The organism is Mesorhizobium sp. BR1-1-13 (assembly GCF_020165515.1).
In the GTDB taxonomy this organism is placed as follows: Bacteria; Pseudomonadota; Alphaproteobacteria; order Rhizobiales; family Rhizobiaceae; genus Mesorhizobium.
This window is the reverse complement of the sequence record NZ_JAIUIH010000010.1, coordinates 120908-145305: the sequence shown is the minus strand read 5'-3', so window position 1 is coordinate 145305 and position 24398 is coordinate 120908. Positions and strand designations below refer to the sequence as shown.

Annotated in this window: 27 protein-coding genes; 20 read left to right on the top strand and 7 right to left on the bottom strand. The window is 62.7% G+C overall.

Translation table 11 applies throughout. The features are described 5' to 3' along the window. The first annotated feature begins 46 nt into the window (after positions 1–46). From LB533_RS22200 to LB533_RS22175, 6 genes are all read left to right on the top strand, one after another. Positions 47–742, top strand: a complete 696-nt coding sequence (locus LB533_RS22200) for a metal-dependent hydrolase (RefSeq protein ID WP_140638209.1) — start codon at positions 47–49, stop codon at positions 740–742. A 19-nt stretch (positions 743–761) separates the two neighbouring features. Then, positions 762–1178 (top strand): hypothetical protein, encoded by a 417-nt coding sequence (locus tag LB533_RS22195; protein ID WP_140638208.1) that lies wholly within the window; start codon positions 762–764, stop codon positions 1176–1178. A gap of 88 nt (positions 1179–1266) precedes the next feature. Continuing rightward, positions 1267–1554, top strand: a complete 288-nt coding sequence (gatC, locus tag LB533_RS22190; RefSeq protein WP_027044576.1) for an Asp-tRNA(Asn)/Glu-tRNA(Gln) amidotransferase subunit GatC — start codon at positions 1267–1269, stop codon at positions 1552–1554. 7 nt (positions 1555–1561) lie between these two features. Beyond that, the gene (locus LB533_RS22185; RefSeq protein ID WP_140638207.1) at positions 1562–2020 is read left to right on the top strand and encodes a GNAT family N-acetyltransferase; all 459 of its coding nucleotides are present in this window, start codon (positions 1562–1564) and stop codon (positions 2018–2020) included. Beyond that, positions 2020–3585, top strand: coding sequence for an amidase (locus LB533_RS22180; RefSeq protein ID WP_224678235.1), 1566 nt, complete (start codon positions 2020–2022; stop codon positions 3583–3585). The genes LB533_RS22185 and LB533_RS22180 overlap by 1 nt, the downstream gene beginning before the upstream one ends. Positions 3586–3612: 27 nt before the next feature. After that, positions 3613–4410 (top strand): YdcF family protein, encoded by a 798-nt coding sequence (locus LB533_RS22175; RefSeq protein WP_140638205.1) that lies wholly within the window; start codon positions 3613–3615, stop codon positions 4408–4410. On the opposite strand, the gene LB533_RS22170 is transcribed toward LB533_RS22175, so the two are convergent. Further along, positions 4383–5102 carry a DUF599 domain-containing protein gene (locus tag LB533_RS22170; protein WP_140638204.1) on the bottom strand — a complete coding sequence of 240 codons (720 nt, stop codon included), beginning with the start codon at positions 5100–5102 and terminating at the stop codon, positions 4383–4385. The genes LB533_RS22175 and LB533_RS22170 overlap by 28 nt on opposite strands. 174 nt (positions 5103–5276) lie before the next feature. Here LB533_RS22170 and LB533_RS22165 point away from each other — a divergent pair, with 174 nt between their 5' ends. From LB533_RS22165 to LB533_RS22155, 3 genes are all read left to right on the top strand, one after another. Further along, entirely contained in the window at positions 5277–6680 is a 1404-nt protein-coding gene (locus LB533_RS22165; protein WP_224678234.1) for an L-serine ammonia-lyase, read from the top strand. A 69-nt stretch (positions 6681–6749) separates the two neighbouring features. Further along, positions 6750–7187 (top strand): DUF1489 family protein, encoded by a 438-nt coding sequence (locus LB533_RS22160; protein WP_140638202.1) that lies wholly within the window; start codon positions 6750–6752, stop codon positions 7185–7187. A gap of 353 nt (positions 7188–7540) precedes the next feature. Continuing rightward, positions 7541–8239 carry a DnaJ domain-containing protein gene (locus LB533_RS22155; RefSeq protein ID WP_181169265.1) on the top strand — a complete coding sequence of 233 codons (699 nt, stop codon included), beginning with the start codon at positions 7541–7543 and terminating at the stop codon, positions 8237–8239. A 47-nt stretch (positions 8240–8286) separates the two neighbouring features. Here the strand turns inward: LB533_RS22155 and LB533_RS22150 are convergent, their stop codons facing one another. Then, on the bottom strand, positions 8287–9720 hold the full coding sequence (locus tag LB533_RS22150) for a D-alanyl-D-alanine carboxypeptidase (protein WP_224678233.1): 1434 nt from the start codon (positions 9718–9720) through the stop codon (positions 8287–8289). A gap of 283 nt (positions 9721–10003) precedes the next feature. On the opposite strand from LB533_RS22150, the gene LB533_RS22145 reads away from it, so the two are divergent. The 4 genes from LB533_RS22145 to LB533_RS22130 all read left to right on the top strand — a co-directional run bounded on the left by LB533_RS22145 (position 10004) and on the right by LB533_RS22130 (position 14105). Then, positions 10004–10333, top strand: coding sequence for a phasin family protein (locus LB533_RS22145; protein ID WP_140498728.1), 330 nt, complete (start codon positions 10004–10006; stop codon positions 10331–10333). A gap of 269 nt (positions 10334–10602) precedes the next feature. Then, the gene (clpS, locus tag LB533_RS22140; protein WP_027051901.1) at positions 10603–10932 is read left to right on the top strand and encodes an ATP-dependent Clp protease adapter ClpS; all 330 of its coding nucleotides are present in this window, start codon (positions 10603–10605) and stop codon (positions 10930–10932) included. A 6-nt stretch (positions 10933–10938) separates the two neighbouring features. Next, positions 10939–13407, top strand: a complete 2469-nt coding sequence (gene clpA / locus LB533_RS22135; RefSeq protein ID WP_224678232.1) for an ATP-dependent Clp protease ATP-binding subunit ClpA — start codon at positions 10939–10941, stop codon at positions 13405–13407. Between the two features lie 62 nt (positions 13408–13469). Next, positions 13470–14105 (top strand): chloramphenicol phosphotransferase CPT family protein, encoded by a 636-nt coding sequence (locus LB533_RS22130; RefSeq protein WP_140638197.1) that lies wholly within the window; start codon positions 13470–13472, stop codon positions 14103–14105. A gap of 196 nt (positions 14106–14301) precedes the next feature. On the opposite strand, the gene LB533_RS22125 is transcribed toward LB533_RS22130, so the two are convergent. From LB533_RS22125 to LB533_RS22110, 4 genes are all read right to left on the bottom strand, one after another. Next, complete coding sequence (locus tag LB533_RS22125; RefSeq protein ID WP_224678231.1) at positions 14302–14736, bottom strand: HIT family protein; 435 nt, start codon at positions 14734–14736, stop codon at positions 14302–14304. A gap of 157 nt (positions 14737–14893) precedes the next feature. After that, entirely contained in the window at positions 14894–16108 is a 1215-nt protein-coding gene (locus LB533_RS22120; protein ID WP_224678230.1) for a GNAT family N-acetyltransferase, read from the bottom strand. A gap of 56 nt (positions 16109–16164) precedes the next feature. Next, positions 16165–16893, bottom strand: coding sequence for a glycerophosphodiester phosphodiesterase (locus LB533_RS22115; protein ID WP_224678229.1), 729 nt, complete (start codon positions 16891–16893; stop codon positions 16165–16167). An 11-nt stretch (positions 16894–16904) separates the two neighbouring features. Beyond that, the gene (locus tag LB533_RS22110) at positions 16905–17369 is read right to left on the bottom strand and encodes a RidA family protein (protein WP_224678228.1); all 465 of its coding nucleotides are present in this window, start codon (positions 17367–17369) and stop codon (positions 16905–16907) included. A gap of 138 nt (positions 17370–17507) precedes the next feature. On the opposite strand from LB533_RS22110, the gene LB533_RS22105 reads away from it, so the two are divergent. The 4 genes from LB533_RS22105 (at position 17508) to tsf (ending at position 20791) form a co-directional block, all read left to right on the top strand. After that, positions 17508–18335, top strand: coding sequence for a cell envelope integrity EipB family protein (locus tag LB533_RS22105; protein WP_140638192.1), 828 nt, complete (start codon positions 17508–17510; stop codon positions 18333–18335). 166 nt (positions 18336–18501) lie between these two features. Next, a complete protein-coding gene (locus tag LB533_RS22100; RefSeq protein ID WP_140638191.1) occupies positions 18502–18780 on the top strand; it encodes a DUF4031 domain-containing protein in 279 nt (92 codons plus the stop codon). Between the two features lie 200 nt (positions 18781–18980). Beyond that, complete coding sequence (rpsB, locus tag LB533_RS22095; protein ID WP_140498708.1) at positions 18981–19763, top strand: 30S ribosomal protein S2; 783 nt, start codon at positions 18981–18983, stop codon at positions 19761–19763. A 107-nt stretch (positions 19764–19870) separates the two neighbouring features. Further along, the gene (gene tsf / locus LB533_RS22090; protein WP_224557195.1) at positions 19871–20791 is read left to right on the top strand and encodes a translation elongation factor Ts; all 921 of its coding nucleotides are present in this window, start codon (positions 19871–19873) and stop codon (positions 20789–20791) included. Positions 20792–20818: 27 nt separating this feature from the next. Here the strand turns inward: tsf and LB533_RS22085 are convergent, their stop codons facing one another. Continuing rightward, positions 20819–21745, bottom strand: coding sequence for a LysR family transcriptional regulator (locus tag LB533_RS22085; protein WP_140638189.1), 927 nt, complete (start codon positions 21743–21745; stop codon positions 20819–20821). Positions 21746–21856: 111 nt separating this feature from the next. Between LB533_RS22085 and LB533_RS22080 the strand changes: the two genes are divergently transcribed. From LB533_RS22080 to pyrH, 3 genes are all read left to right on the top strand, one after another. Continuing rightward, entirely contained in the window at positions 21857–22384 is a 528-nt protein-coding gene (locus tag LB533_RS22080; RefSeq protein ID WP_224678227.1) for a nuclear transport factor 2 family protein, read from the top strand. 29 nt (positions 22385–22413) lie between these two features. Next, on the top strand, positions 22414–23523 hold the full coding sequence (locus LB533_RS22075; protein ID WP_224678226.1) for an aldo/keto reductase: 1110 nt from the start codon (positions 22414–22416) through the stop codon (positions 23521–23523). A gap of 147 nt (positions 23524–23670) precedes the next feature. After that, positions 23671–24393 carry a UMP kinase gene (gene pyrH, locus LB533_RS22070; protein WP_140498986.1) on the top strand — a complete coding sequence of 241 codons (723 nt, stop codon included), beginning with the start codon at positions 23671–23673 and terminating at the stop codon, positions 24391–24393. The last annotated feature ends 5 nt before the right edge of the window (positions 24394–24398 follow it).

The window sequence follows — 24398 nt, the reverse complement described above, 5'->3', positions numbered from 1 at the left end:
GACGCCGTTCTATCCTCCGACGGAGCAAAAATCGAGGAACTCGCTGATGAAACTGACTTGGTACGGACAATCCGCCTTCAAGATCGAGGTGGCGGGCGCAAGCATCCTGATGGACCCGTTCCTGAGCGGCAATCCGCTATGGAAGAAAAGCTGGGAAGGCCCGGCCGAAGGTGTCACCCATGTGCTTTTGACGCATGGTCACGGAGACCATGTCGGCGATGCGCTGGAGATCCTCAAGAAGACGGGAGCGATGCTGGTCGCCAATCCCGAGATCTGCGACTATCTCGGCGGCCAGGGCGTCGACCAGAACAATATCAACCAAGGCAACACCGGTGGCACGGTGGACTGCGGCCCGTTCACGACGACTTTTGTCCAGGCATTGCATTCCTCGTCCTATGGGGACGGCATCTATATGGGCAATCCCTGCGGGCTGGTCCTGCATTTCCAGGACGACAAGACGCTCTATCACATGGGCGATACCGACATCTTCTCGGACATGGCGCTGGTCAACGAGCTGCATGAGCCTAAGATCGGCCTCGTGCCGGTCGGCGACCGCTTTACCATGGGAGGCGCTGTCGCGGCTCTCGCCTGCCGCCGCTATTTCAAGTTCGACGTCGCCGTGCCATGCCACTATGCGACTTTCGGCCTGCTCGACCAGACGCCCGACAAATTCGTCGCCGGAATGGAAGGTTCGGGCGTGAATGTTGTCGTGCCTGGGATCGGCGAGGCGGTCACGCTATAAATTGAAACGGAATTAAACCATGGGTTTGAGGAACTCTCTTTGCGTTTCGATGCTGTTTGCAGCGTCGCCGGCGTTTGCCGCGGACGATTTCATCGAAGGGGTCTACCTCAAGTCCGAGGAGCTCTGCGCACAGGCCAGGAAAGACACCCTGCAGACGCTGATCGATGCCGGCAACATCGTGCTGTCGGCCCATGGCCTCCAGGGGGTCGAATACAATTGCGAGTTCTTGCAGATCAGTAAGGCGACACGCTCGCCGAGCTGGGCGGTGACGGCCATTTGCCAGGAGCCGGGCTACGTCTTTCCCGACGTGCTCTCGGTGACGCAGATGAGCCCGACGCAGATCGATCTCGTCTCCGTCCGGCCCATCGAAGACGAAAGCGAGGCGAGCGGCAACAGCGGCAGCTACTATCTGTGCGAGGGCATGGCGCCGCCGTGAGGCCATTTGCCCGATTGTGGGCATGCACATGTTGCGCGCCGCGCGCGGCGCCGCTATAGGCCGGGGCTGGTTTTCCCGAGGCACAAACATGTCCGTTGACGTCAAGACAGTGAAGCGCGTCGCGCGTCTCGCCCGCATCGCGGTGAGCGAGGAAGATGCCGAACGCATGACCGGCGAGCTGAACGCCATACTGGGCTTCGTTGAACAACTGAACGAGGTCGATGTTTCCGGGGTCGAGCCGATGACTTCGGTAACTCCGATGGAGATGAAGAAGCGCCAGGACGTCGTCACCGACGGCAACAAGGCTGCCGACATTGTCGCCAACGCGCCTGCCACGGAAGAGAACTTCTTCCTCGTGCCGAAGGTCGTGGAGTAGCAGGCCGATGGCCATCGAAATCGCCATCGAGACGCCGCTGCAGGACGATGTGCGCGGCTTGGTCGCGGAGCTCAACGAGACGCTGCTCGAACTGACGCCGCCGGAACACTGCTATCATCTGACCGTCGAGCAGATGGCCGGCCGGGACACCACGGTCTTCGTCGCCCGGGACGACGGTCTTGCAATCGGTTGCGGGGCGCTGAAGCGCCATGACGGTGCCGTAGGTGAGGTCAAGCGCATGTACACGCGGCCTACCCATCGCGGCCAGAAAATCGGCGCCAGGATCGTGGAGCGTGTCGAAGCGCTGGCGCGCGAGGAAGGATTGAAGCGTCTGGTGCTGGAGACGGGCGATCGCCATCCTGCCGCCTGGGCCGTCTACGAACGTTCCGGCTTCTCGCGCTGCGGTCCGGTGCTGGATTATCCCGATTCCGAGTGGTCGGTGTTTTACGAAAAGAGCCTTGCCTGATGAGCGACCTGACCCGACTGACGATTTCGCAGGCCCGCGCCAAGCTGCGCGCCAAGGAAATCACCGCGACCGAGATTGCCGACGCCTATCTCGCTGCGATCGAGCGCGCCAATCCGGCGCTCAACGCGTATGTCGTGGTGACGGGCGACAAGGCGCGCGACATGGCCAAGGCCTCCGACGCCAGGCTGGCCAAAGGCGAGGGCGGTGCGCTGGAAGGCATTCCGCTCGGCATCAAGGACCTATTCGGCACCGAGGGCGTGCACACCCAGGCCTGCAGCCATGTGCTCGACGGCTTCAAGCCGCATTACGAATCGACCGTGACCTCCAACCTGTGGGCCGACGGAGCGGTCATGCTGGGCAAGCTCAACATGGACGAGTTCGCCATGGGCTCGTCCAACGAGACGTCCTATTACGGGCCGGTGGTCAACCCGTGGCGGCGTTCGCGCGTCGATACGATGGTGATGCCGACCACGCATCAGGGCGATGGCGGCTTCGTTTCGGCCGGCGGCACCAGGACTGCGCGCACCCTGGACAATGCGCAGCTGGTGCCGGGTGGCTCGTCGGGCGGCTCGGCCTCCGCCGTCTCGGCTTTCCTGTGCGCGGGCGCCACGGCCACCGACACTGGCGGCTCGATCCGCCAGCCGGCCGCGTTCACCGGCACGGTCGGCATCAAGCCGACCTATGGCCGCTGTTCACGCTGGGGTATCGTCGCCTTCGCCTCGTCGCTCGACCAGGCCGGGCCGATCGCCCGCGACGTGCGCGATGCCGCGATCCTGCTCAAATCGATGGCCTCCGTCGATCCGAAGGACACGACCTCTGTCGACCGGCCTGTGCCGGATTATGAGGCGGCGATCGGCAAGCCGATCAAGGGCATGAAGGTCGGCATTCCCCGGGAATACCGCGTCGACGGCATGCCGGAGGAGATCGAGGCCCTTTGGCAGAAGGGCATTGCCTGGCTCAGGGATGCCGGCGCCGAGATCGTCGACATCTCCTTGCCGCACACCAAATACGCGCTACCGGCCTATTACATCGTGGCGCCCGCCGAAGCCTCCTCCAACCTTGCGCGCTATGACGGCGTCCGCTACGGCCTTCGCGTCCCGGGCAAGGACATCGTCGAGATGTATGAGAAGACCCGCGCCGCCGGCTTTGGCCGCGAGGTCAAGCGCCGGATCATGATCGGCACCTATGTGCTGTCGGCGGGCTATTACGACGCCTACTATCTGCAGGCGCAGAAGGTGCGCAATCTGATCAAGCGGGACTTCGAGAACGTCTTTGCCGCTGGCGTTGATGTCATCCTGACACCGGCGACGCCATCTGCCGCCTTCGGCATCGCGGACGAGGACATGGCTTCCGATCCGGTGAAGATGTACCTGAACGACATCTTCACCGTCACCGTGAACATGGCGGGCCTGCCGGGCATTGCGGTGCCCGCCGGCCTCGACCCCAAGGGGCTTCCGCTTGGCCTGCAGCTGATCGGCAGGCCGTTCGAGGAAGAGACGCTGTTCCAGACCGCTGCCGTCATCGAGCAGGCGGCCGGAACGTTCCAGCCGGAGAAGTGGTGGTAGGATCGTTTCTCATCTGAGGGGTGAGGGATGTTCTTTTATCTTTCGAAAATCTTCTGGTTCTTTATCCAGCCGCTCAACCTGACGATCTTCCTGCTGCTGGCGGGGCTGGTCGCGGCATTTTTCGGCCGCCGGCGGCTGGCCGCCACCGGCGGCGTGCTGGCGTTTTTGGTTCTGGCGCTTTCGGCCTGGACCTCGCTCGGCGCCTTGATGCTCAATCCGCTCGAGGAGCGTTTTGCGCGCCCGCCATTGCCGGAAAGGGTCGATGGCATCGTCGTGCTCGGTGGCGGCTTCGAAGGCGGCATCAATCTGGTTCGCGGCGGCTACGAGCTCAACAGCGGCGGCGACCGGATGGTCGAGACGGCCGTGCTGGCGCGGCGCTTTCCCGATGCCAAGGTGGTCGTCTCCGGCGGCAATGGTGAATTGTTCCTCGATGCCGAGGGCGATGCCACAACCGCACCGCGCCTGCTTGGCGCGCTGGGCGTGGCACCGGAGCGCCTGATCCTCGAGAAAAAATCCCGCAACACCTATGAGAACGCCGTCTTCACCAAGGCCTTGATAACGCCGAAGCTGGGCGAGACCTGGCTGCTGGTGACCTCGGCCTACCATATGCCGCGCGCCAAGGCGCTGTTCGACAAGGCCGGTTTCGCGACAGTTCCCTGGCCGGTCGACTATCGGACGTCGGGACGCGAAGGCATCGGCCTGTTCCGCGACAATCCAGCCGATTCGCTGCAGGCCACGACCACAGCGATCCGCGAATGGATCGGGCTGGTCGCCTATTGGCTGTCCGGCCGCATCGATCAGCCTTTTCCCGCACCCGGCGGCTGACCGATCACGGCGCGGCGCGCCGCCGAGAAGAACTGGCGCCGCACCAGAACGGCCAGGAGCAGAAGCGTCGACAGCACGAACACCAGCGGATCGACGAACCAGCCGAGATAGCCGATCGAAAAGAACACGCCGCGCAGGCCGGAGTTGAAATGCTTGCCTGCCAGCATGTTCATCTGCGCCGCCCTCCACACCGCCGTTTCGGTGACCGGGTTGCGCGAGGCTTCGCCATGCGGGATCGGCACGGCACCGATCAGGATCGAGCAATAGTTGAACAGACGGTAGGCCCAGCCGAACTTGAAGAACGAAAACGCCAGGATCAGCACCAGCCCCAGCACCTTGATCTGAAAAGCCGAGCGCGACGGGGCGCCGCCCAGAGGCAGGGTGCTCAACACCTCGAGGACGCGGTCGGAGGCACCGAGCAAGGCAAAGCAGCCGCCAAGCGCGATCAGGGAGCTGGAGGCGAAGAAGGCGGTGCCTTGCTGCAAGCCGCCCATGATGGCTGTGTCGACGATGCGTATCTCACGTTCCGCCATCGTGCGCATCCAGGCTTGCCGCTGCGCATTCATCGCCGTTGTCAGGGACATGCGGCTGACCAGCACACCGTCCGAGGCGAGCGTATGCAAAACCCACGCAATGAGGAAGAACGCCAACGCCACGAGATCGGCTGTCGAAAGATCGAGGGAATCGCCCATTGGCGGAACCTATCACATTCAGTGCGATTGCTTCGACCGTCCGCGGCAGCGACGGATATGTCGCTGCCGGAGCAAACAAGGTCGGCAGGCGCTGCGCCGCGCCGTTCAAAACAGCGGAAACATCGCAGGAGTTCCTATATGTAGTCCCAGAGCGGCTTCGGGAGATTGTGGCGCGTGTTCCTTTCGGTTTTCGACCTGTTCAAGATCGGCATCGGACCATCGAGTTCGCACACGATGGGACCGATGACGGCCGCCCGCCGTTTCCTCGACGAGATCGCCGGAGACGACTGGCCGCGTCCGGCCGGCGCCAAGGTCGCCCGCATCGGCGCCAGCCTGCACGGCTCGCTCGCCTATACGGGCATCGGCCATGGCAGTGACCGTGCCGTCGTTCTCGGCCTTGCCGGCCAGACGCCGCAGACGGTCGACCCTGACCAGGCGGACGGCATTGTCGCTCGCATCACCGCCGACAAGCTGGTTTTACCGCCCGGCCACCCCTCCTACCGTTTCGATCCGGCCAGCGATCTGGTGCTCGATCGCAAGACGCCGCTCCCGGGCCACGCCAACGGCATGGCGTTTTATGCCTATGACGCCGGCGACCGCCTGCTGCTCAAGCGCATCTACTATTCGATCGGCGGCGGCTTCGTGGTTTCGGAGGAAGAGCTGCAGCGGATGAAAGCCAAGGGTTCGGTGACGACCGAAGGCAAGAAAGTCCCTTATCCCTTCAAGAACGCCCTCGAGATGCTGAAGATGGCTGGCAAGAGCGGCCTTTCCATTGCCGAGATGAAGCGGGTCAACGAGGAAACACAAATGTCGCGCGAGGAGCTCGACGCCGGCCTCGACGCCATCTGGGGTGCCATGAAAAGTTGCATCGACCGCGGCTTGTCGCAGGACGGCATCATGCCGGGTGGGCTGAAGGTGCGCCGCCGGGCCAGGCAACTGCACGACAAGCTGCAGGAGCAGTGGCAGCAGAACCGGCCCAATCCGCTGCTCGCCAATGACTGGCTGTCGATCTATGCCATGGCCGTCAACGAGGAGAATGCGGCCGGCGGGCGCGTCGTCACCGCGCCGACCAACGGCGCGGCCGGCACGTTGCCGGCGGTGCTGCGCTACTGGCTGCATTTCCATCCCGAGGCCGACCAGCCCAGCATTCGCGATTTCCTGCTCACGGCAGCCGCCGTCGGCGGCATCATCAAGTCCAATGCGTCCATCTCCGGCGCCGAAGTCGGCTGCCAGGGCGAGGTCGGCTCCGCTTCGGCCATGGCGGCGGCCGGCCTGTGCGCCGTCATGGGCGGCACGCCCGAACAGGTCGAGAACGCCGCCGAGATCGCGCTGGAGCACCATCTGGGCATGACCTGCGATCCGGTCGGCGGGCTGGTGCAGGTGCCCTGCATCGAGCGCAACGCGCTGGGCGCTGTCAAGGCGGTGACGGCCGCCTCGCTTGCCATCAAGGGCGACGGCACCCATTTCGTGCCGCTGGATGCGGCGATCGAGACGATGCGCCAGACTGGCCTCGACATGAACGAGAAGTACAAGGAGACCAGCCTCGGCGGGCTGGCGGTCAATGTGGTGGAGTGTTGAGCCCGCTGGCACTGTGGAGAACTTGCTCGGGCCGTTGACGCATCCGTGCGACGGATTAAATCTTCGCGCATGGCTCTCAACCTCCTAAAGCTCTGCGTCGGCTGCGACAGCGTCGAGGATCTCGAAGAATGGATCGCGTTCCGCCTCGACGAGCGGCGCCGTGCCGGCGAACCGACCGAGCATTGGCACACCACCCGCATGGTGCCGACGCGTGGCGATGAGATTATCGACGGCGGCTCGCTCTACTGGGTGATCAAGGGCAGCGTCCAATGCCGCCAGTTGGTCACCGAGATCCGGCCGTTCACCGATGACGAGGGCATCGGCCGCTGCCATCTGATGCTGGATCCGCAAGTGGTGCGCACCGACTGGCAGCCGCGCCGCGCCTTTCAGGGCTGGCGCTATCTAAAGCCGTCAGATGCACCTGCCGATCTCGGCAAGGGCAAGCCGGGGCATGTCGAAATGCCGCCGAAACTCCGGCGCGAACTCGCCGATCTGGGCCTGCTTTGAATCACCATCGGCTTGTTCCGAGCAGCCCATTGGCTTGCTTCCGGGCAATCTGGCGGCAGGGTCGGCCCGCATAGGCGGACTGCGGTTGCTGGCCCTCAATGTTGCTGTCCGTTGGACTTGCAAGCGTCGCGACAACGCCACATCTTGAAAATCATGAGCGATAGGAACCATCCGGTTTCGATATCTGACGCATCCACGCCGACCACATCGCGCTGCGGTGTGGTGGGATGCGGACCATGCGTCGCGCAAGGTCATGATTGCGGCGCAGGAACTGCGCCCGGTGGCGGCTTGCGCATGTTCAGGAATAGTCTGGAAATACGGCTGGTCGCCGGCCATTTGCGGGGCAGTCGAACATGATGGGCGCGATCATCGTTGTCGTCGCATTGCTGCTGGTGCTGATGGGCCTGGCAACGGCTTTCGTGCGGGCCGACCCGAGCCGGCTTGCAGGCGACATGAGGAAGGTTGGGCCGGTTTTGCTGGCATTGGTCGGCGGCGCCGTTCTGCTGGTCGGGCGTGGCGGTCTCGGCGGCATCATCCTGCTCGCCGCGATCGCCTGGTACGGCTCGATGCGGCTGAACCGGCGAGCCGCGATGCCGGCGCGGAGACGCTCGACCGTCCGCACAGCGGCGCTGGAAATGGACCTCGATCACGATACAGGCGGCCTTGAAGGCCTTGTCCTGGCAGGCCGCCACGAAGGCAAGATGCTTGGTGCGATGGGCAAAGCCGAATTGCTGCAGCTGTTTCGCGAACTCTCCGGCGACCCGGAAAGCCGGCAACTGCTAGAGACGTATCTTGACGGCAGATTTCCCATCTGGCGCAAAAACGCTGAGGCGCACGGTGGCGAAGGGCTGGGTATTGCGCCAGGTCCGGGCGCCATGACTAAGGAGGAGGCCTACAAGGTCCTTGGTCTTGAAGCGGGGGCCGCCGCGGCGGATGTCCGCAAGGCGCACCGCCGCCTGATGCAACGCCTGCACCCCGATATCGGCGGCACGTCTTTCCTGGCGGCGCGGATCAACGAAGCCAAGGACGTCTTGCTCTCCAATCACGATTAGTCTCCTTCGACGCAGAAATTTTCCGGGAGATATCTTCGACGCCGCCCCTACTGCTGGACGGCGTAGCACTCGATTTTCTTCTTCTTGAGGGCAGTGCAGGCCTTCCAGGCCGCGGTCTTGGAACCGAAGCCGCCGAAGCGGGCGCGGTAGTAGGTGACGCCGTCCTTGTCGAAGGCGACGGTGAAGCCGGAGGCATCTGCCAGTACCTTGGGCGCCTGCTTGGTGGTCTTGTCGAGGAAGGCCTGGGCTTCGGACTGTTTCGGCGACGAGGCGACCTGAATGGCCCAACCCGACGGTACCGACGCGGTGTTGACCGGGTCGACGGCCGGCGTCGGCTCGGCATAAGCGGACACCACCTGTGCCGTGGCGACCTTGGGGGCAGAGACGATAACCGTCTTCACTTTCTTTGCCGGAACAACCAGTTTGGGTTCTGCGGCTGCGGTATCGTCGGCGTCATCGCTGTCGCCCTGGGCAACCGTCGCGTCGTCGGCAACGGCTTCGGCCGCGTCATCGGCGCTTGCCACCGCCACCGGCTTCTCGTCCGGAGTCGGTGCGTCGTGCTTGGGCAACAGCACCTTGGCCAATGCCGTCACCGGGTTGCCGCTATCGGTCTTGGCGACCAGATCGCCGCCGCCCCGGGTCGATGCCCGCGGCAGATAGGTGTTGATCAAGGCCGCCATCTGATTGTCGCGACTGCTGCCCGAGGTGCCGCCCATGACCACGCCGACAATGCGACGGTTGCCGTCGGAAACCGATGAAACCAGGTTGAAGCCCGAAGCGCGGGTGTAACCGGTCTTGATGCCGTCGACGCCCTTGATGCGTCCAAGCAGGCGGTTGTGGCCATTGATGCGCTGGCGGCCGTAGAGGAAGGAGCGCTGCGAGAAATAGCCGTAATATTGCGGGAAATGTTCGCGCAGCGCGATGCCGAGCGTTGCCATGTCGCGCGCAGTGGTGAACTGGCCGGGATCGGGCAAGCCGTTGGCGTTGCGGAACACGGTACCGGTCATACCTAGCTGCCGCGCCTTGGCAGTCATCATGCGGGCGAAGTTGGTCTCGTTGCCGCCGAGCATTTCGCCGAGCGCGGTGGCCGAATCATTGGCCGATTTGGTCACCATCGACAGGATGGCGGTCTCGACCGCCACCGACCCGCCCGGCTTCACGCCAAGCTTCGTCGGCGGCTCTGCCGCGGCATGAGCCGAGAAGACGACCGGCGAGTTCCGGCTGATCTTGCCCTTGGCAAGAGCCTCGAAAGTCAAATAAAGCGTCATCATCTTGGTGAGCGAGGCGGGATAACGCCGGGCGTTGGCATCCGAGGAGTAGAGCACCTTGCCGGTCTTGGCGTCGACCACGATGGCCGCGGACTTCGCGGCGAGCGACGAGGCCGCACCTGCAACGACGATGGTCATCGCCACGGCGATGATCATGACCGTTTTGAAAGGGGACGCGGATTTGGAAACGATGCCCGACAACGCCTGACGCACTGATAGTTCCTTTGAATTTCTTGTTGCGCTGGAGGCGGCAAAGGGATCCTGCCTCACTTCTGGGCAAGCTATCGGGGCAGCGTTACCAATCCGTTTATGGTAACCGCCGCGTTCACCATTTTCTGGTGGTTTGAGCCTCTGTTTATTCGAATTTTAGCGATTGCCCACACTGGCTAGGACGGAAGCAGGCGATTTCTTGACTTTTGTGCGCCGCACAATATATTCGGGTGCATTGCACAAGGCGCTCGGGGCAGGGCGCATCAACCGTCCAGGGAGAATTGAAATGACGCAGACCTATGAGGACTTCAGCAAATACGGCAAAGAGTTCGCCGACACCGGATTGAAGAGCTTTGCCTCCTTGTCGAAGGGCGCGCAGGCAATTGCAGCCGAGGCCGGCGAATACACCAAGAAGAGCTTCGAGGCCGGCAGCGCCGCTTTCGAGAAGATTGTCTCGGCCAAGTCGCTCGACAAGGCGATCGAGGTCCAGTCCGACTATGCCAAGCAGTCCTATGAGGCGTTCGTCGCCGAGGCCACCAAGATCGGCGACCTCTATGCCGAACTCGCCAAGGAAGCCTATAAGCCGTTCGAATCGATCGTTGCCAAGGCGAAATAATTCGTCCGGCAGTACCGAGATTTGGCCCATTGGGCCCAGACAGAGCCCGGCCGCGCAAGCGCGGCCGGGTTTTTTCGTGTCAATTTCCGATCAGGGGCCTGGCTCGCCTTCACGATTGCGAAAATCGGCCAAGTTGGGCACCTAGCCATATTGTCAGCTAACCAGAAGGGCTTAAAATCATCCATCGAACACCTACATGTCGAACTCGCATGAGGATTCGAAAGAGGCAGGATTACGTGACGATCGGTTTTACTGCCACCAGGGCACGGATGCAGAACGGCAGCGGCGACGGCAATGAGGCCGGCCGCGGCACGGCGGTCATCACGCGCACAAAGACCAAGACCAAGAAACCCAGCCTCTATCGGGTCCTCATCCTGAACGACGACTACACACCGATGGAGTTCGTGGTTCACGTGCTGGAGCGTTTTTTCCAGAAGGACCGCGAAGCCGCCACACGCATCATGCTTCATGTTCACAATCATGGAGTGGGCGAGTGCGGGGTCTATACATTCGAGGTGGCCGAGACCAAAGTGTCCCAGGTCATGGATTTCGCCCGACAGAATCAGCATCCGCTGCAATGCGTGATGGAGAAGAAGTGAGGTAACATGCCGGCTTTCTCCCAAGGCCTGGAAAAGGCGCTTCACCAAGCGCTGACGCTCGCCAACGAGCGGCACCATGAATATGCAACCCTTGAACATCTGCTGCTCGCCCTGATCGACGACACTGAGGCGGCCGCCGTCATGCGCGCCTGCAATGTCGATCTCGACGAGTTGAAGCACACTGTTCTCACCTATATCGACACCGAGCTCGACAATCTGGTTACCGGCTATGACGAGGATTCCAAGCCGACCGCCGGCTTCCAGCGCGTCATCCAACGCGCGGTGATCCATGTGCAGTCGTCCGGCCGCGAAGAGGTCTCGGGCGCCAACGTGCTCGTCGCCATCTTCGCCGAACGCGAGAGCCATGCCGCCTATTTCCTGCAGGAACAGCAGATGACCCGTTACGACGCGGTCAACTACATCTCGCACGGCATCGCCAAGCGTCCGGGCGCGTCGGAGACGCGTTCGCCGCGCGGCGCCGATGACGAGCAGGGCGGCGCGAACGGCGCCGAGCCGCAAGAGGAAGGCGGCAAGAAGAAGCAGCAGCAGGACGCGCTGACCGCTTATTGCGTCAATCTCAACAACAAAGCCAAGGCCGGCAAGATCGATCCGCTGATCGGGCGCGAGTCCGAGATCAACCGCACCATCCAGGTGCTGTGCCGCCGCTCCAAGAACAATCCGCTCTATGTCGGCGATCCCGGCGTCGGCAAGACGGCGATCGCCGAGGGCCTCGCCAAGCGCATCGTAGAAGGCGATGTTCCGGAAGTCTTGCACAACGCCACCATCTTCGCGCTCGACATGGGCACGCTTTTGGCCGGCACTCGCTATCGCGGCGATTTCGAGGAGCGGCTGAAGCAGGTCGTCAAGGAACTCGAGGATTATCCGGGCGCTGTGCTGTTCATCGACGAGATCCACACCGTCATTGGCGCCGGCGCGACGTCGGGCGGCGCCATGGATGCGTCGAACCTGTTGAAGCCTGCACTGTCTTCGGGTGCGATCCGCTGCATCGGTTCGACCACCTACAAGGAGTTCCGCCAGTTCTTCGAGAAGGACCGCGCGCTCGTACGTCGCTTCCAGAAGATCGACGTCAACGAGCCGACCATCGAGGACGCCATCGAGATCATGAAGGGCCTGAAGCCCTATTTCGAGGAATTCCACAAGGTCCGCTACACGACGGAAGCCATCAAGGCTTCGGTTGAGCTGTCGGCGCGCTACATCAACGACCGCAAGCTGCCGGACAAGGCGATCGACGTGATCGACGAGACCGGCGCCTCGCAGATGCTGGTGCCGGAGGCCAAGCGCAAGAAGACCATCGGCATCAAGGAGATCGAAGCGACGATCGCCACCATGGCGCGCATCCCGCCGAAGACGGTTTCGGCCGACGATGAGAAGGTGCTGCAGGGGCTCGACATCGAGCTGAAGCGCGTCGTCTACGGCCAGGACACCGCCATCACCGCGCTGACCTCGGCGATCAAGCTGGCCCGTGCCGGCCTGCGCGAACCGGAGAAGCCGATCGGCTCCTACCTGTTCTCGGGTCCGACCGGCGTCGGCAAGACCGAAGTCGCCAAGCAATTGGCCGCTTCGCTCGGGGTCGAGCTGATCCGTTTCGACATGTCGGAATACATGGAACGCCACACGGTCTCTCGGTTGATCGGCGCGCCTCCCGGCTATGTGGGCTTCGATCAGGGCGGTCTTTTGACCGATGGCGTCGACCAGCATCCGCATTGCGTGCTGCTGCTGGACGAGGTCGAGAAGGCACATCCGGACCTGTTCAACATCCTGTTGCAGGTGATGGACCATGGCAAGCTGACCGACCACAACGGCAAGCAGATCGACTTCCGCAATGTGATCCTGATCATGACCACCAATGCGGGCGCGTCGGATGCGCAGCGCGCGGCGATCGGTTTCGGTTCGACCAAGCGCGAAGGCGACGATGTCGAGGCGATCAACCGGCTGTTCACGCCGGAATTCCGCAACCGTCTCGATGCGATCATCCCGTTCGGCTCGCTGCCGGTGCCGGTCATCCATCAGGTGGTGCAGAAGTTCGTCATGCAGCTGGAGGCTCAGCTCTCCGAGCGTGGCGTCACCTTCGACCTGTCGCCGGATGCGATCGCCTGGCTCGCCGACAAGGGCTATGACGAGCGCATGGGTGCACGTCCGCTCGGCCGCGTCATCCAGGAGCACATCAAGAAGCCGCTGGCAGACGAAGTGCTGTTCGGCAAGCTCAAGAAGGGCGGCACGGTGCGCGTCAGCGTCGAGAAGAAGGAAACCGGCGAGACCGGCTTGAAGCTCGAATCGCTTGCCGACGAGGCACCGGTGAAGCCCAAGAAGGAAGAACCGGAAGACGGCCCCAAGCAGCGCAAGGCAGTGGCCAAGAAGCCGACGGCCAAGAAGGCCGTCGCGCAGAAGCCCGAGCCCAAGGGCAAGGACGGCGGCAAGCGCAGCCTGGTGCCGCAACTGCCGCGCAAGAGCTGATAGTCACTCCCTCGAAAAAGCCCCGGAAACGGGGCTTTTTTGTTGGCACAAACGGGGTGGCTATGGCCGGCCAGATCATCATCCTCAACGGCGCGCCGCGATCGGGAAAGTCGAGCATCGTGCGGGCAATTCAGGAAAGCTTCGAGGGCCCATGGATGAACCTGGGCGTCGACAGCTATGAACAGGTCACGCCGCCGCGCTGTCGCCCGGGGATAGGTTTGCGGCCCGGCGGCGAGCGCCCGGATCTTGAAGGTCTCGTGCCTAGGTTCTATGCCGCGCTTTACGAATCGATCGCGGCCCATAGCCGAATGGGGTTGAATGTCGTGGCCGATCTCGGCCATCACGACAGCTATTCGCAACCCCTTGATTGCCTTGTCGATTGCGCCCGGCGCCTCGCAGGCCTGCCGGTTCTGTTCGTGGGTGTCCGCTGCCCGATCGAAATCATCATGCAGAGGCGCGCCGACAGTCCGGCGGGGAGGGGATATGTGGCGGGATCGCCTGACGACCCGGTACCGTTGGCGGTGCGTCTGTGGCAGGAGGAGGTACACCGGCCTGGCGTGTACGATCTGGAAGTCGACACATCGCTTCTGACGCCAGCACAATGTGCGGATGCGATCCGCGGGCGGCTCCGGCAAAATGTAGAGTCTCCGACGGCGTTTGAGAGGCTTTCGGCGTTCTCCGCAGACAAGCTGTCCTGATCGCGCGCTCAGCGGCGATGAGAATGAATCTCAGCCGCCCGGCCCGATCCTCATCTGCGGCGGGCATAATCTGATTGATGTGCTCGACGGAATGGCGATCCCGCTGATGTCCTGGCGACGGGTTCATGCTTTTCGATGCGCAACTGGGCAATCTCCCCAGACGACCGCAGTTGCTGGGAGCCGCTTGAGCCAGGCGTCAGGATAGCGGCATCGCCGCCTTTATCCGGCCGGCATTCTCGGCCAGCACCTCGGGTTTCTCCATCTGGCCCGTATGCGGCTTCAGCGCGATGCCTTCGAAGCGCGGAATGACGTGGACGTGAAGGTGATAGACGGTCTGCCCGGAAGCCGGCTCGTTGAACTGCATCACGGTGACGCCGTCGGCCTTGAATGCCTTGCGGACAGCGACTGCCACCTTCTGGACGACTGCGAAGAGGGGGCCGAACGTTGCCGGGTCCGCGTCGAGCAGATTGCGCGACGGCATCTTCGGCACGACCAGCGTATGGCCCGGCCCTTGCGGCATCACATCCATGAAGGCAACGACCGCTTCGTCCTCGTAGACGCGGTGCGAGGGAATTTCACCGCGCAGGATCTTGGCAAAGATGTTGTCGGTGTCATAGGCGGTTTCGGCCATGGCGAACGCTCCGGATTGTGCCTCGCTAATGGTGTAGCGAAGCCTCTTGTGAGCGGCAAGGCGATCAGGGGAGATCGATGAAGCCGATCTCCACAGGCGTGCACGGCCAACCCAAGGGATGCCGAACCTGACATATGCTCCTGCCTCGTGGGATGGCCTACTCCTCGAGATCCTTGCGGAACGGTGTGTGCTCTTCGAGATATTCGCCCATGCGTTCCACCTCGCGCCGTTCGCGCCTGAGATAGTCGGCGACGGCGTTGCGCAGGCCGGGATGGACGATGTAATGCGCCGAATGCATGGTCACCGGTCGGTAGCCGCGCGCCAGCTTGTGTTCGCCCTGTGCGCCCGCTTCGACCACCTTCAGCTTACGCTCGATGGCGAAGTCGATGGCTTGGTGATAGCAGACCTCGAAATGCAGGAACGGATGATCCTCGATGCAGCCCCAGTTGCGGCCGTAGAGCGCATCCGAGCCAATGAAATTAATAGCCCCGGCAATGTAGCGGCCGTTGCGCCTGGCCATCACCAGCAGGATGTCATCGGCCATGCGCTCGCCGATCAGAGAGAAGAATTCGCGGTTCAGATAGGGCCGGCCCCATTTGCGGCTGCCGGTGTCCATGTAGAAGGCGAAGAAGTCGTCCCAGGCCCGTTCGGTAAGGTCCTTGCCGGTAAGCCAGTCGATGGAGATGCCGTCGGCAAGCGCCTCGCGGCGCTCCTTCTTCATGGCCTTGCGCTTGCGGGAGGCGAGCGTGGCGAGGAAATCGTCATAGCTCGAAAAGCCTTCATTGAAGAAGTGGAACTGCTGGTCAGTGCGATGTAGGAAGCCCGCCGCCTCCAGCACGTCCACGTCGCTCTCCTGCGCGAAGGTGACATGCGCGGAAGAGACGCCGAGCTTTTCCGTCACCGCTTTCAATCCCGCGGCGAGCCCGGCCTTGACGGTGCCGGAATGCTGGCCCCTGCTCACCAGCAGGCGAGGGCCGGTGACCGGCGTGAACGGTACCGAGCATTGCAGCTTGGGATAATAACGGCCGCCGGCGCGCTCGAAGGCATCCGACCAGCCGTGATCGAACACATATTCGCCCTGGCTGTGTGACTTGAGATAGCAGGGGACCGCGCCGAGCAGCGTGCCTTGACCATTCTCCAGCCTGAGATGATGACCTTGCCAGCCAGTGCGCCGCACGGCGCACCCGGAATCCTCGAGTGCGCTCAGGAAAGCATATGAAACGAGGGGGTTATAACCGTTTTCGGCATCGCTGCGCGTGGTCCCGGCGAAACCGTTCCACTCTTCGCAGGTGAAGGCGCCGATGCCCGCCGCAATGCGGATCGCATACTCCGCATCAACCGTTTGCCCGTCGCCGTTATCGCCCTGATCCATGAGGCTTATTTAAGCTCCATCCGGACCGCTACAAGTCACGTTCTAGGCACCCTGCCTCAAGCGACTTTGACCAGATCGGGCTCGAACCCTTCGAACGTCATCTGGTCCGCATATTTGAATGTAAGGTCGACCGCCGGCTGGTCATGCACCGTCCAGGTGATGACCGGCATTTTGAGCCGTTCACGGACAAAGCTGACGAATGAATTCGGCAGGTCGCCCGCTGCGTAGGAGGTGAAGGCGATCTGATGCGCCAGCATGGCGAAATGCGCTTCGATCAGCCTGTCGTCCTTGCCATAGGCGGTCAATCCAGCCGGGATGCCCGGCGCATCCCTGGCGAAATCGCGGATCAGCCAGTGGTCGAACGACATGATCGCCACCTTGCCCTTGTAGCGCTTGAGCAGCCTGCCGACGCTCGCCACCAGGCCATTGTCATATCCAGCCACGCCTTTTAGTTCGACCACCAAAGGCACCCGGCCGTCGATCAGATCGAGCACCTCCCTCAATGTCGGCACATGATCAGACGTGCCCCCGACCTTGAGCGCCGCCAGTTCGGCCGCCGTACGCTGCCAGACGAAACCGTCGTGCCCAGTCAGCCGCTGCAAGTCCCCGTCATGGATAATGACGGGAACTCCGTCCGACGACAGGTGTACGTCGCATTCGATGGCATAGCCGCGTTCGGCCGCGGCGGCAAAGGCGGAGAGGGTGTTTTCCCAGCGCGTCTTGTTCATGTCGTGAAAGCCGCGATGGGCGACAGGCCGGGCAATCAGCCAGGAAAGGTCGGTCATGTCAGGCTCGCTCACTCGACTTCGAAGATCGCTTCGATTTCCACGGCGGCATTAAGCGGCAGCGAAGCCGTGCCGACGGCGGAACGGGCATGCTTGCCGCGGTCGCCGAGCGCCGCCACCAGGAAATCGGAGGCGCCATTTGCGACCAGGTGCTGCTCGACGAAATCCGGCGCGGAGGCGACGAAGACTGTGATCTTGACCAGCCGGCGTATCTTCTCGAGATCGCCAAGTGCTGCCTTGGCCTGCGCCAGAATGTTGATCGCGCAGTATTTTGCCGCTTCCTTGCCGGTTGCTGTGTCGACGTCGCGGCCAAGCAGTCCGCTCGCCTGCAGCTTGCCGTCCTTGAGCGGCAATTGTCCGGCGGTGAAAAGCAGATTTCCGGTCCTGCAATGCGGCACGTAATTGGCGGCAGGCGCCGCGGCCGCGGGAATGGCGACCCCGAGGTCGTTTAGCCGCTTTTCGATTGTTTCACTCATTGCTTTTCCCTATTGCTGGAAGGCACCGCGCCGGCCGGGCCGAAATTGCTATTTTTGCCTCGCTTCCGCCACGACTTTTTTTAAGCTGGACCATCTTTCCCTGCGGCCTGCCATCAGCCGCGACGATCGGAGCCTCTCATGCGCGCAACGCGCCTTGCATTCCATGCCGTCCTGTTGTCGGCGGTCTTTTCGATAGGTCCCGCTTTCGCCGTGCCGGCGCTGCAGGCGCATCGCGCCGTCTACGACCTTACCCTCAAGAAGGCGGACGACCGCTCCGGCATCACTGGCATTACCGGTCGCATGGTCTATGAATTCAACGGCTCGGCCTGCGAAGGCTATACGGTGAAATTCCGCTTTGTCACCCAAATCGCCACCAGCGACAACACCAAGCTGACCGATCAGCAGACGACGACGTTCGAAGACGCCGAAGGCAAGACCTTCTCGTTCGTGACCAAATCCTTTGTCGACCAGAACCTCGACAAGGAGGTCAAGGGCGTCGCCACGAAGGAAACGAAAGGGCTGAAGGTCGATATCGACAAGCCCGAGAAGAACAGCCTGGAACTTGCCGCCACCCAGTTTCCGACCCAGCACCTGGTCGAATTGATCGACAAGGCCGAGAAGGGTGAAAACTTCTATCAAACCAATCTGTTCGACGGTTCCGAGGACGCCAACAAGGTGATGTCCACCACCGTCGTCGTCGGCAAGAGGACCGATGCCGACAAGGCCGATCCGGAAGCGCCGGCGCTGGCCAAGCTCGCCACCGACAAATACTGGCCGGTCGACATCGCCTATTTCGACGACAGTGCCAAGAACGGAGAAGAGACGCCGGAATACCGGATCAGCTTCAAGCTGCACGAGAACGGCATCACCCGCGATCTGACCATGGACTATGGCGATTTCTCCATGACCGGCAAGCTGGTCAATCTGTCGCTGTTCGACCAGACGAAGGCCTGCCCGACGAAATAAGCTTCGACTTGCCTCGACGCGGCGGCGTCGCGGTCCACGGCTTGAAAGCGCCGCGGCGGCTTCTCACCTTCTCGAGGCCGCCGGCCGCTTCATCTTCTGTGCGAATCCCTTCTATCATCGCTCGTCGCGGGCACCGGTCGGCGAAAGAAGGAATGCGGCGAGCCTCATGGCGGTCTATGTCGACGCGGCGATCTGGAAATGGGTTGGTCATCGCTGGTGCCATCTGATGGCCGACGACACCGATGAACTGCATCGTTTCGCCGCGCAACTCGGCATCAAGCGCTCATCCTACCAGGGGCCGCCGAAGACATCGGCGCCGCATTATGACATAACCGGTTTCGAGCGCGACCGCGCGGTCCGGCTCGGCGCCATCGAGTGCAGCCGCGAGGAGATCGTTGCGATCTTCCGGCGGGTGAGGGTGCCAAAGGGTAAGACAAAGCGTTGAAGCACGCGCGGATCGCCGCAGGCGCGCCGCAATGTGTCGTTGCGCTTGCGTTTAGAGCACTTCCCCTCTATATGCGCGCTCATTCCACACACGGACTTTGGTGTCTGCCCGGGAGAAATCCGGCTGAAACCTCCGGTGGCATCGAGGACTTCGTCCGAAATGCCTGTGTCCGTGGAGGCTAACCGGAAAGGAAAATGAGAATGGCTCTGCCTGATTTCAGCATGCGCCAGCTTTTGGAAGCTGGCATTCACTTCGGCCACCAGACCCACCGCTGGAACCCGAAGATGGCGCCCTACATCTACGGCGCCCGCAACAACATCCACATCATCGACCTCAGCCAAACGGTGCCGTTGCTGCACCAGGCGCTGAAGCAGGTTTCCGACACCGTCGCCAAGGGCGGCCGCGTACTGTTCGTCGGCACCAAGCGCCAGGCATCCGATATCGTCGCCGATGCGGCGCAGCGTTCGGCCCAGTACTATGTCAACTCGCGTTGGCTGGGCGGCATGCTGACCAACTGGAAGACGATCTCGAACTCGATCCAGCGCCTGCGCAAGCTCGACGAGATGCTGGCCGGCGAGGCGCAAGGGTTGACCAAGAAGGAGCGTCTCAACCTCGACCGCGAGCGCGAGAAGCTCGACAAGGCTCTCGGCGGCATCAAGGACATGGGCTCGACACCCGACCTGATGTTCGTGATCGACACCAACAAGGAAGCGATCGCGATCCTCGAGGCCAAGCGCCTTGGCATTCCGGTCGTGGCCATCATCGATTCCAACTGCGATCCGGACAAGATCGATTTCCCAATCCCGGGCAATGACGACGCCGCGCGCGCCATCCAGCTTTATTGCGACCTGATCGCGAAGGCTGCCATCGACGGCATCGCCCGCCAGCAGGGCGCGCTGGGTGTCGACATCGGCGCCTCGGTGGAAGCTCCGGTCGAGCCGGTGCTCGGCGAAACTCCGGCGGCGGAAACTCCGGAAGCGTGATAGCGAAGGCCGGTCACGGCCTTCATCTTTCTAATATTTTGACGCGTTAAACGGACGCACCGTCGAGCACCGATGGTGCGTCGGCGCATTTGAACAAAGAGGCGATAATGAGCATTTCGGCTGCACAGGTCAAAGAACTCCGCGACTTGACCGGCGCGGGCATGATGGACTGCAAGGCGGCGTTGAACGAGACCAACGGCAACATGGAAGAGGCCGTCGACTGGCTGCGCAAGAAGGGCATCTCCAAGGCCGACAAGAAGGCAGGCCGCACCGCGGCCGAGGGCCTGATCGGCGTCGATTCCGGCGTGCGCGAGGCCGCGGTCGTCGAGGTCAATTCCGAGACCGACTTCGTCGCCCGCAACGCCGCCTTCCAGGAGATCGTCGCCAAGGTCGCCAAGGTGGCGCTGGCCTATGGCACGAGCGAGGCCGTGGCTGCCGCGAAGTACCCGGGTTCGGACAAGTCGGTCACCGACACGATCAAGGATGCCGTCGGCACCATCGGCGAGAACATGGGCTTTCGCCGTTCGGCCAAGCTCACCGTTCCGCACGGCGCCGTCGCGACCTATGTTCACAACGCGGTGGCCGACGGCCTTGGCAAGCTCGGCGTCCTGGTCGCCATCGAGACCACGGGCAATGAGCACGCGGCCAATGCATTCGCCCGCCAGGTCGCCATGCATGTCGCCGCCACCAACCCGATGGCACTGACCACCGAGGAACTCGATCCCGCGGCAGTCGAGCGCGAGAAGGCGATCTTCGCCGACCAGGCGCGCCAGTCCGGAAAGCCGGAGGCGATCATCGAGAAAATGGTCGAGGGCCGCCTGCGCAAGTTCTATGAGGAAGTCGTGCTCCTGAAGCAGGCCTTCGTGCTCAATCCCGACATCACCGTCGAGAAGGCGCTGAAGGATGCCGAGAAGCAGATCGGCGCTCCGGCCAAGATCTCGGCCTATCTGCGTTTCGCGCTCGGCGAAGGCATCGAGAAGGAAGCGACCGATTTCGCGGCGGAAGTCGCGGCGGCGGTCAAGAAATAGCCCGAAGACCAAGTACGGCAGAACAACTCAGGCAACTCGGCCGGGTGTCCGCTTGGATGCCCGGCCGATTTCCTGTGCGGTGTCGATGAAGGCCCTCAGCTTCGGCGCCATCGACGCCCGGCGCGGAAAGTAAAGGAAAAGGCCGGGTTCCTCGATTGCCGTCTTTGGCAGGACCTGGACGAGGCGTCCTGCGGCAAGATCGGCGCGCACCAACGGCTCGAACACATAGGCGAGCCCGACCCCCGCAAGCGCAAGGTCGATCGCCGCCAGCGAATCGGTCACGACGGCGGTGCCACGCGTCTCGACCACAACATCCTTGCCGTTGTCGTTCAAATCCCAACGATAGAGCGCGCCGGAGCGGACAAGCCTGTAGCCTATGCAATTATGGTTCTCGAGGTCGGCCACGTCGCGTGGACGGCCGCGCTTTCCGATATAATCCGGCGAGGCGACGAGCACGGCCTTGAAGGGCTGCGTCAGCCGTATGGCGGTCATGTCTTGCGCGATCATCTCGCCCAGCCTGATGCCGGCGTCAAATCCTTCCCCGACGATATCGACCAGAGCCTGGTCGGCGAAAACCTCGACCGTCACATCCGGATAGCGATCGGCCATGGCTGCGATCACAGGCGTCACCGCCAAAGGGATCGCGATGTTGGAGGCATTGATCCTGAGCAGGCCGGAAGGCCGTCCCTTGACGCCGCGGATGCGGTCCATCCGCTCCGCGATGTCCTGAAGGGCAGGGCCCGCCGTCTCCACCAGTGCCTTGCCGGCTTCTGTCAGCGAGACGCTGCGTGTCGTGCGCGCAAACAGCGGCTGGCCGATGCGTTCTTCCACCAGCCGCACCGCATGGCTGACCGCCGACGGGCTCATGCCGAGCTCGGCCGCGGCGAGCGCGAAGCCGCCGCGTCGCGCCACGGCAACGATGACGGGCAGGTGAGTGAGCAGGTCCCGATCCATTCATGAATGATATCGCATAGTCTTTACGAACAATGCAATCTTATCGATGGCGGCGCGTTGACCCACATTGTCCCCGATACAGAGGGTGGGCTGATTTCCAGGAGACGAGACATGAACGCTTTGAAACATGTGACCTTCGCCGCAGGACTGGCGCTGGCGCCGATCGATGCCGGTGGCGCCGAACCGGCCGGATGGCAGGTGCTTGCCGACGAGCGCGCGGTCATCCGCATCGCCGATGCCATCGACCGCGCGGTCGATGCACAGGACTGGAAGCTTGCCCGCAGTTATTTCGCGGATCGGGTTACCGCGGATTTCAGCAGCCTGTCCGGACAGCCGGCTGCCAACATTGCCTCCGACGACTTGGTCGGCGCCTGGGCCGGCAACCTCAAGGGCAGCAAGACCAGCCTGCATCTGCGCACCAATCACCAGGTCGTTCTCGAAGCGGACACGGCGACCGTCCTGTCGAACGGCTATGCCTGGAACCGGATGGAAGGCAATGGCGACCCGCTTTGGGAAGTCTGGGGCACATATGAGCACCACCTGACCCGCTCCGGCGCGGGTTGGAAGGTCGACGGCTTCACCTTCCGCGTGACCCATGAGCGCGGCAATCCCTGGGTCAAGACGACACCCGGCCAATAACCCAACATCAAACTCGATCGGAGAATATCATGACCATGAACTACTACACGCTTGGCAACAGCGGCTTGCGTGTCAGCCGGTTGGCGCTGGGCACCATGACCTTCGGCACCGAATTGGGCTGGGGCACTGACAGGGATACAGCCCACGCAATCTTTGACGAATATGTCGAGGCGGGCGGCAATTTCTTCGACACGGCCGATCTCTATACCGGCGGCACCGCCGAGACCTGGCTCGGGGAATTCGTCGCCGAGCGCGGATTGCGCGACAAGGCGGTGATCGCCACTAAATTCACCTTCAATTCAGAACCGGGCAATCCGAACGCCGGCGGCAATGGCCGCAAGAACATAATGCGCGCCGTGGACGCCTCTCTGAAGCGGCTCGGAACCGACTATATCGACCTCTATCTCATGCATGTGTGGGACAGGCTGACGCCGGCCGAGGAGGTGCTGCGCACGCTGGACGACCTGGTGCGCGCGGGCAAGGTGCGCCACGTCGGCCTTTCCGATGTGCCGGCCTGGTATGTGGGGCGGGCACAGGCGATCGCAGAATTGCGCGGCTATGAGCCGATTTCGGCCCTGCAGCTCGAATATTCGCTGGCCGAACGCTCGATCGAGCATGAGTTCGTGCCTTTCGCCACGCATCATGGCGCCGGCGTCATGGTTTGGAGCCCGCTGGCCAGCGGCCTGCTCAGCGGCAAATATCGCCCGACGCAAGCCGGCAATGCCGGCCGGCTCGACGGTTTCCGCAACACCACGCATCCGAGCTTCCGGAAATTCAGCGACCGCAATTGGGCGATCGTGGCCGAGCTCGAAAAGGTGGCCGCCGAACTCGGCCGCAGCATGGCCCAGGTGGCGCTCAACTGGGTGGCAACGCAGCCCGGCGTCGCAACCGTCATTCTCGGCGCGACCAAGCTCGCGCAACTGCAGGACAACCTCGCGGCGCTGGATTTTTCGATTGCCCCCGAACTCCGCAAGCGGCTGGATTCAGTGAGCAGCATGCCGGCGCCATTCCCGCATTCCTATTTCGGGCCCGAGATCCAGGTCAGGGTGGCCGGCGGTGTCGTGACCGGCGACAAGCCCTCCGGCTATTCGCCGCAGGTTCTGGTGGAAGGCGAGGCGGTCAGCATCAGCAGCAACTGATCGAAAAAGCCTGGGGTTTTGCGCAAGGGCGCGGCGTGACATCGCCGCGCCCTTCGTGTATCGGGTCGAACCATCATGCCAGCGCCGCCAGGCGAAGCGGGGCAGTTTCGCCTCCTGATTTGCCGCGCCGAGATTTTCGAGGACCAGATGACGGTGAAGCCCCTCTACCGACGTGTCTTGCTGAAAGCGTCTGGTGAAGCGTTGATGGGCGAACAGCATTTCGGCATCGACGTTTCGGTCGTCGACCGCATCGCCGGCGACATCGCCGAAGCCCGCGCGCTCGGCATCGAGGTCGGGGTCGTCATCGGCGGCGGCAATATCTTTCGCGGTGTGGCGGTTGCCTCCAAGGGGGGCGACCGCGTCACCGGCGACCATATGGGCATGCTTGCCACCGTCATCAATTCGCTGGCGCTGCGCACCTCGCTGAACAAGATCGGCGTCGATGCGGTGGTTCTTTCCGCGATCGCCATGCCTGAGCTTTGCGAGAGTTTTTCGCAGCGCCAGGCAACCGCCTACATGAACCAGGGCAAGGTGGTGATCTTTGCCGGCGGCACAGGCAATCCGTTCTTCACCACTGATTCGGCCGCGGCACTTCGCGCCGCTGAAATCGGCGCCGACGCGCTGTTCAAGGGCACACAGGTCGACGGCGTCTATTCTGCCGACCCGAAGAAGGACCCGAACGCGACGCGTTTCGAGCGCATCAGCCATGCCGAAGTGATAAATCGCGGGCTTTCCATCATGGATACGGCTGCGATTGCACTTGCGCGCGAAAACAACATTCCGATAATCGTCTATTCGATCCACGAAAAAGGTGGTTTCGGCGATATTCTGAGGGGCGGCGGCCGCTGCACGGTCGTCGCGGACGATTGATCCGG

Excerpts from the sequence above, each read along its gene's own strand:
- LB533_RS22200 (WP_140638209.1), top strand. The coding sequence starts at position 47 with ATGAAACTGACTTGGTACGGACAATCCGCCTTCAAGATCGAGGTGGCG.
- LB533_RS22195 (WP_140638208.1), top strand. The coding sequence starts at position 762 with ATGGGTTTGAGGAACTCTCTTTGCGTTTCGATGCTGTTTGCAGCGTCG.
- gatC (WP_027044576.1), top strand. The coding sequence starts at position 1,267 with ATGTCCGTTGACGTCAAGACAGTGAAGCGCGTCGCGCGTCTCGCCCGC.
- LB533_RS22185 (WP_140638207.1), top strand. The coding sequence starts at position 1,562 with ATGGCCATCGAAATCGCCATCGAGACGCCGCTGCAGGACGATGTGCGC.
- LB533_RS22180 (WP_224678235.1), top strand. The coding sequence starts at position 2,020 with ATGAGCGACCTGACCCGACTGACGATTTCGCAGGCCCGCGCCAAGCTG.
- LB533_RS22175 (WP_140638205.1), top strand. The coding sequence starts at position 3,613 with ATGTTCTTTTATCTTTCGAAAATCTTCTGGTTCTTTATCCAGCCGCTC.
- LB533_RS22170 (WP_140638204.1), bottom strand. The coding sequence starts at position 5,102 with ATGGGCGATTCCCTCGATCTTTCGACAGCCGATCTCGTGGCGTTGGCG.
- LB533_RS22160 (WP_140638202.1), top strand. The coding sequence starts at position 6,750 with ATGGCTCTCAACCTCCTAAAGCTCTGCGTCGGCTGCGACAGCGTCGAG.
- LB533_RS22155 (WP_181169265.1), top strand. The coding sequence starts at position 7,541 with ATGATGGGCGCGATCATCGTTGTCGTCGCATTGCTGCTGGTGCTGATG.
- LB533_RS22145 (WP_140498728.1), top strand. The coding sequence starts at position 10,004 with ATGACGCAGACCTATGAGGACTTCAGCAAATACGGCAAAGAGTTCGCC.
- clpS (WP_027051901.1), top strand. The coding sequence starts at position 10,603 with ATGCAGAACGGCAGCGGCGACGGCAATGAGGCCGGCCGCGGCACGGCG.
- clpA (WP_224678232.1), top strand. The coding sequence starts at position 10,939 with ATGCCGGCTTTCTCCCAAGGCCTGGAAAAGGCGCTTCACCAAGCGCTG.
- LB533_RS22130 (WP_140638197.1), top strand. The coding sequence starts at position 13,470 with ATGGCCGGCCAGATCATCATCCTCAACGGCGCGCCGCGATCGGGAAAG.
- LB533_RS22125 (WP_224678231.1), bottom strand. The coding sequence starts at position 14,736 with ATGGCCGAAACCGCCTATGACACCGACAACATCTTTGCCAAGATCCTG.
- LB533_RS22120 (WP_224678230.1), bottom strand. The coding sequence starts at position 16,108 with ATGGATCAGGGCGATAACGGCGACGGGCAAACGGTTGATGCGGAGTAT.
- LB533_RS22115 (WP_224678229.1), bottom strand. The coding sequence starts at position 16,893 with ATGACCGACCTTTCCTGGCTGATTGCCCGGCCTGTCGCCCATCGCGGC.
- LB533_RS22110 (WP_224678228.1), bottom strand. The coding sequence starts at position 17,369 with ATGAGTGAAACAATCGAAAAGCGGCTAAACGACCTCGGGGTCGCCATT.
- LB533_RS22105 (WP_140638192.1), top strand. The coding sequence starts at position 17,508 with ATGCGCGCAACGCGCCTTGCATTCCATGCCGTCCTGTTGTCGGCGGTC.
- LB533_RS22100 (WP_140638191.1), top strand. The coding sequence starts at position 18,502 with ATGGCGGTCTATGTCGACGCGGCGATCTGGAAATGGGTTGGTCATCGC.
- rpsB (WP_140498708.1), top strand. The coding sequence starts at position 18,981 with ATGGCTCTGCCTGATTTCAGCATGCGCCAGCTTTTGGAAGCTGGCATT.
- tsf (WP_224557195.1), top strand. The coding sequence starts at position 19,871 with ATGAGCATTTCGGCTGCACAGGTCAAAGAACTCCGCGACTTGACCGGC.
- LB533_RS22085 (WP_140638189.1), bottom strand. The coding sequence starts at position 21,745 with ATGGATCGGGACCTGCTCACTCACCTGCCCGTCATCGTTGCCGTGGCG.
- LB533_RS22080 (WP_224678227.1), top strand. The coding sequence starts at position 21,857 with ATGAACGCTTTGAAACATGTGACCTTCGCCGCAGGACTGGCGCTGGCG.
- LB533_RS22075 (WP_224678226.1), top strand. The coding sequence starts at position 22,414 with ATGACCATGAACTACTACACGCTTGGCAACAGCGGCTTGCGTGTCAGC.
- pyrH (WP_140498986.1), top strand. The coding sequence starts at position 23,671 with ATGACGGTGAAGCCCCTCTACCGACGTGTCTTGCTGAAAGCGTCTGGT.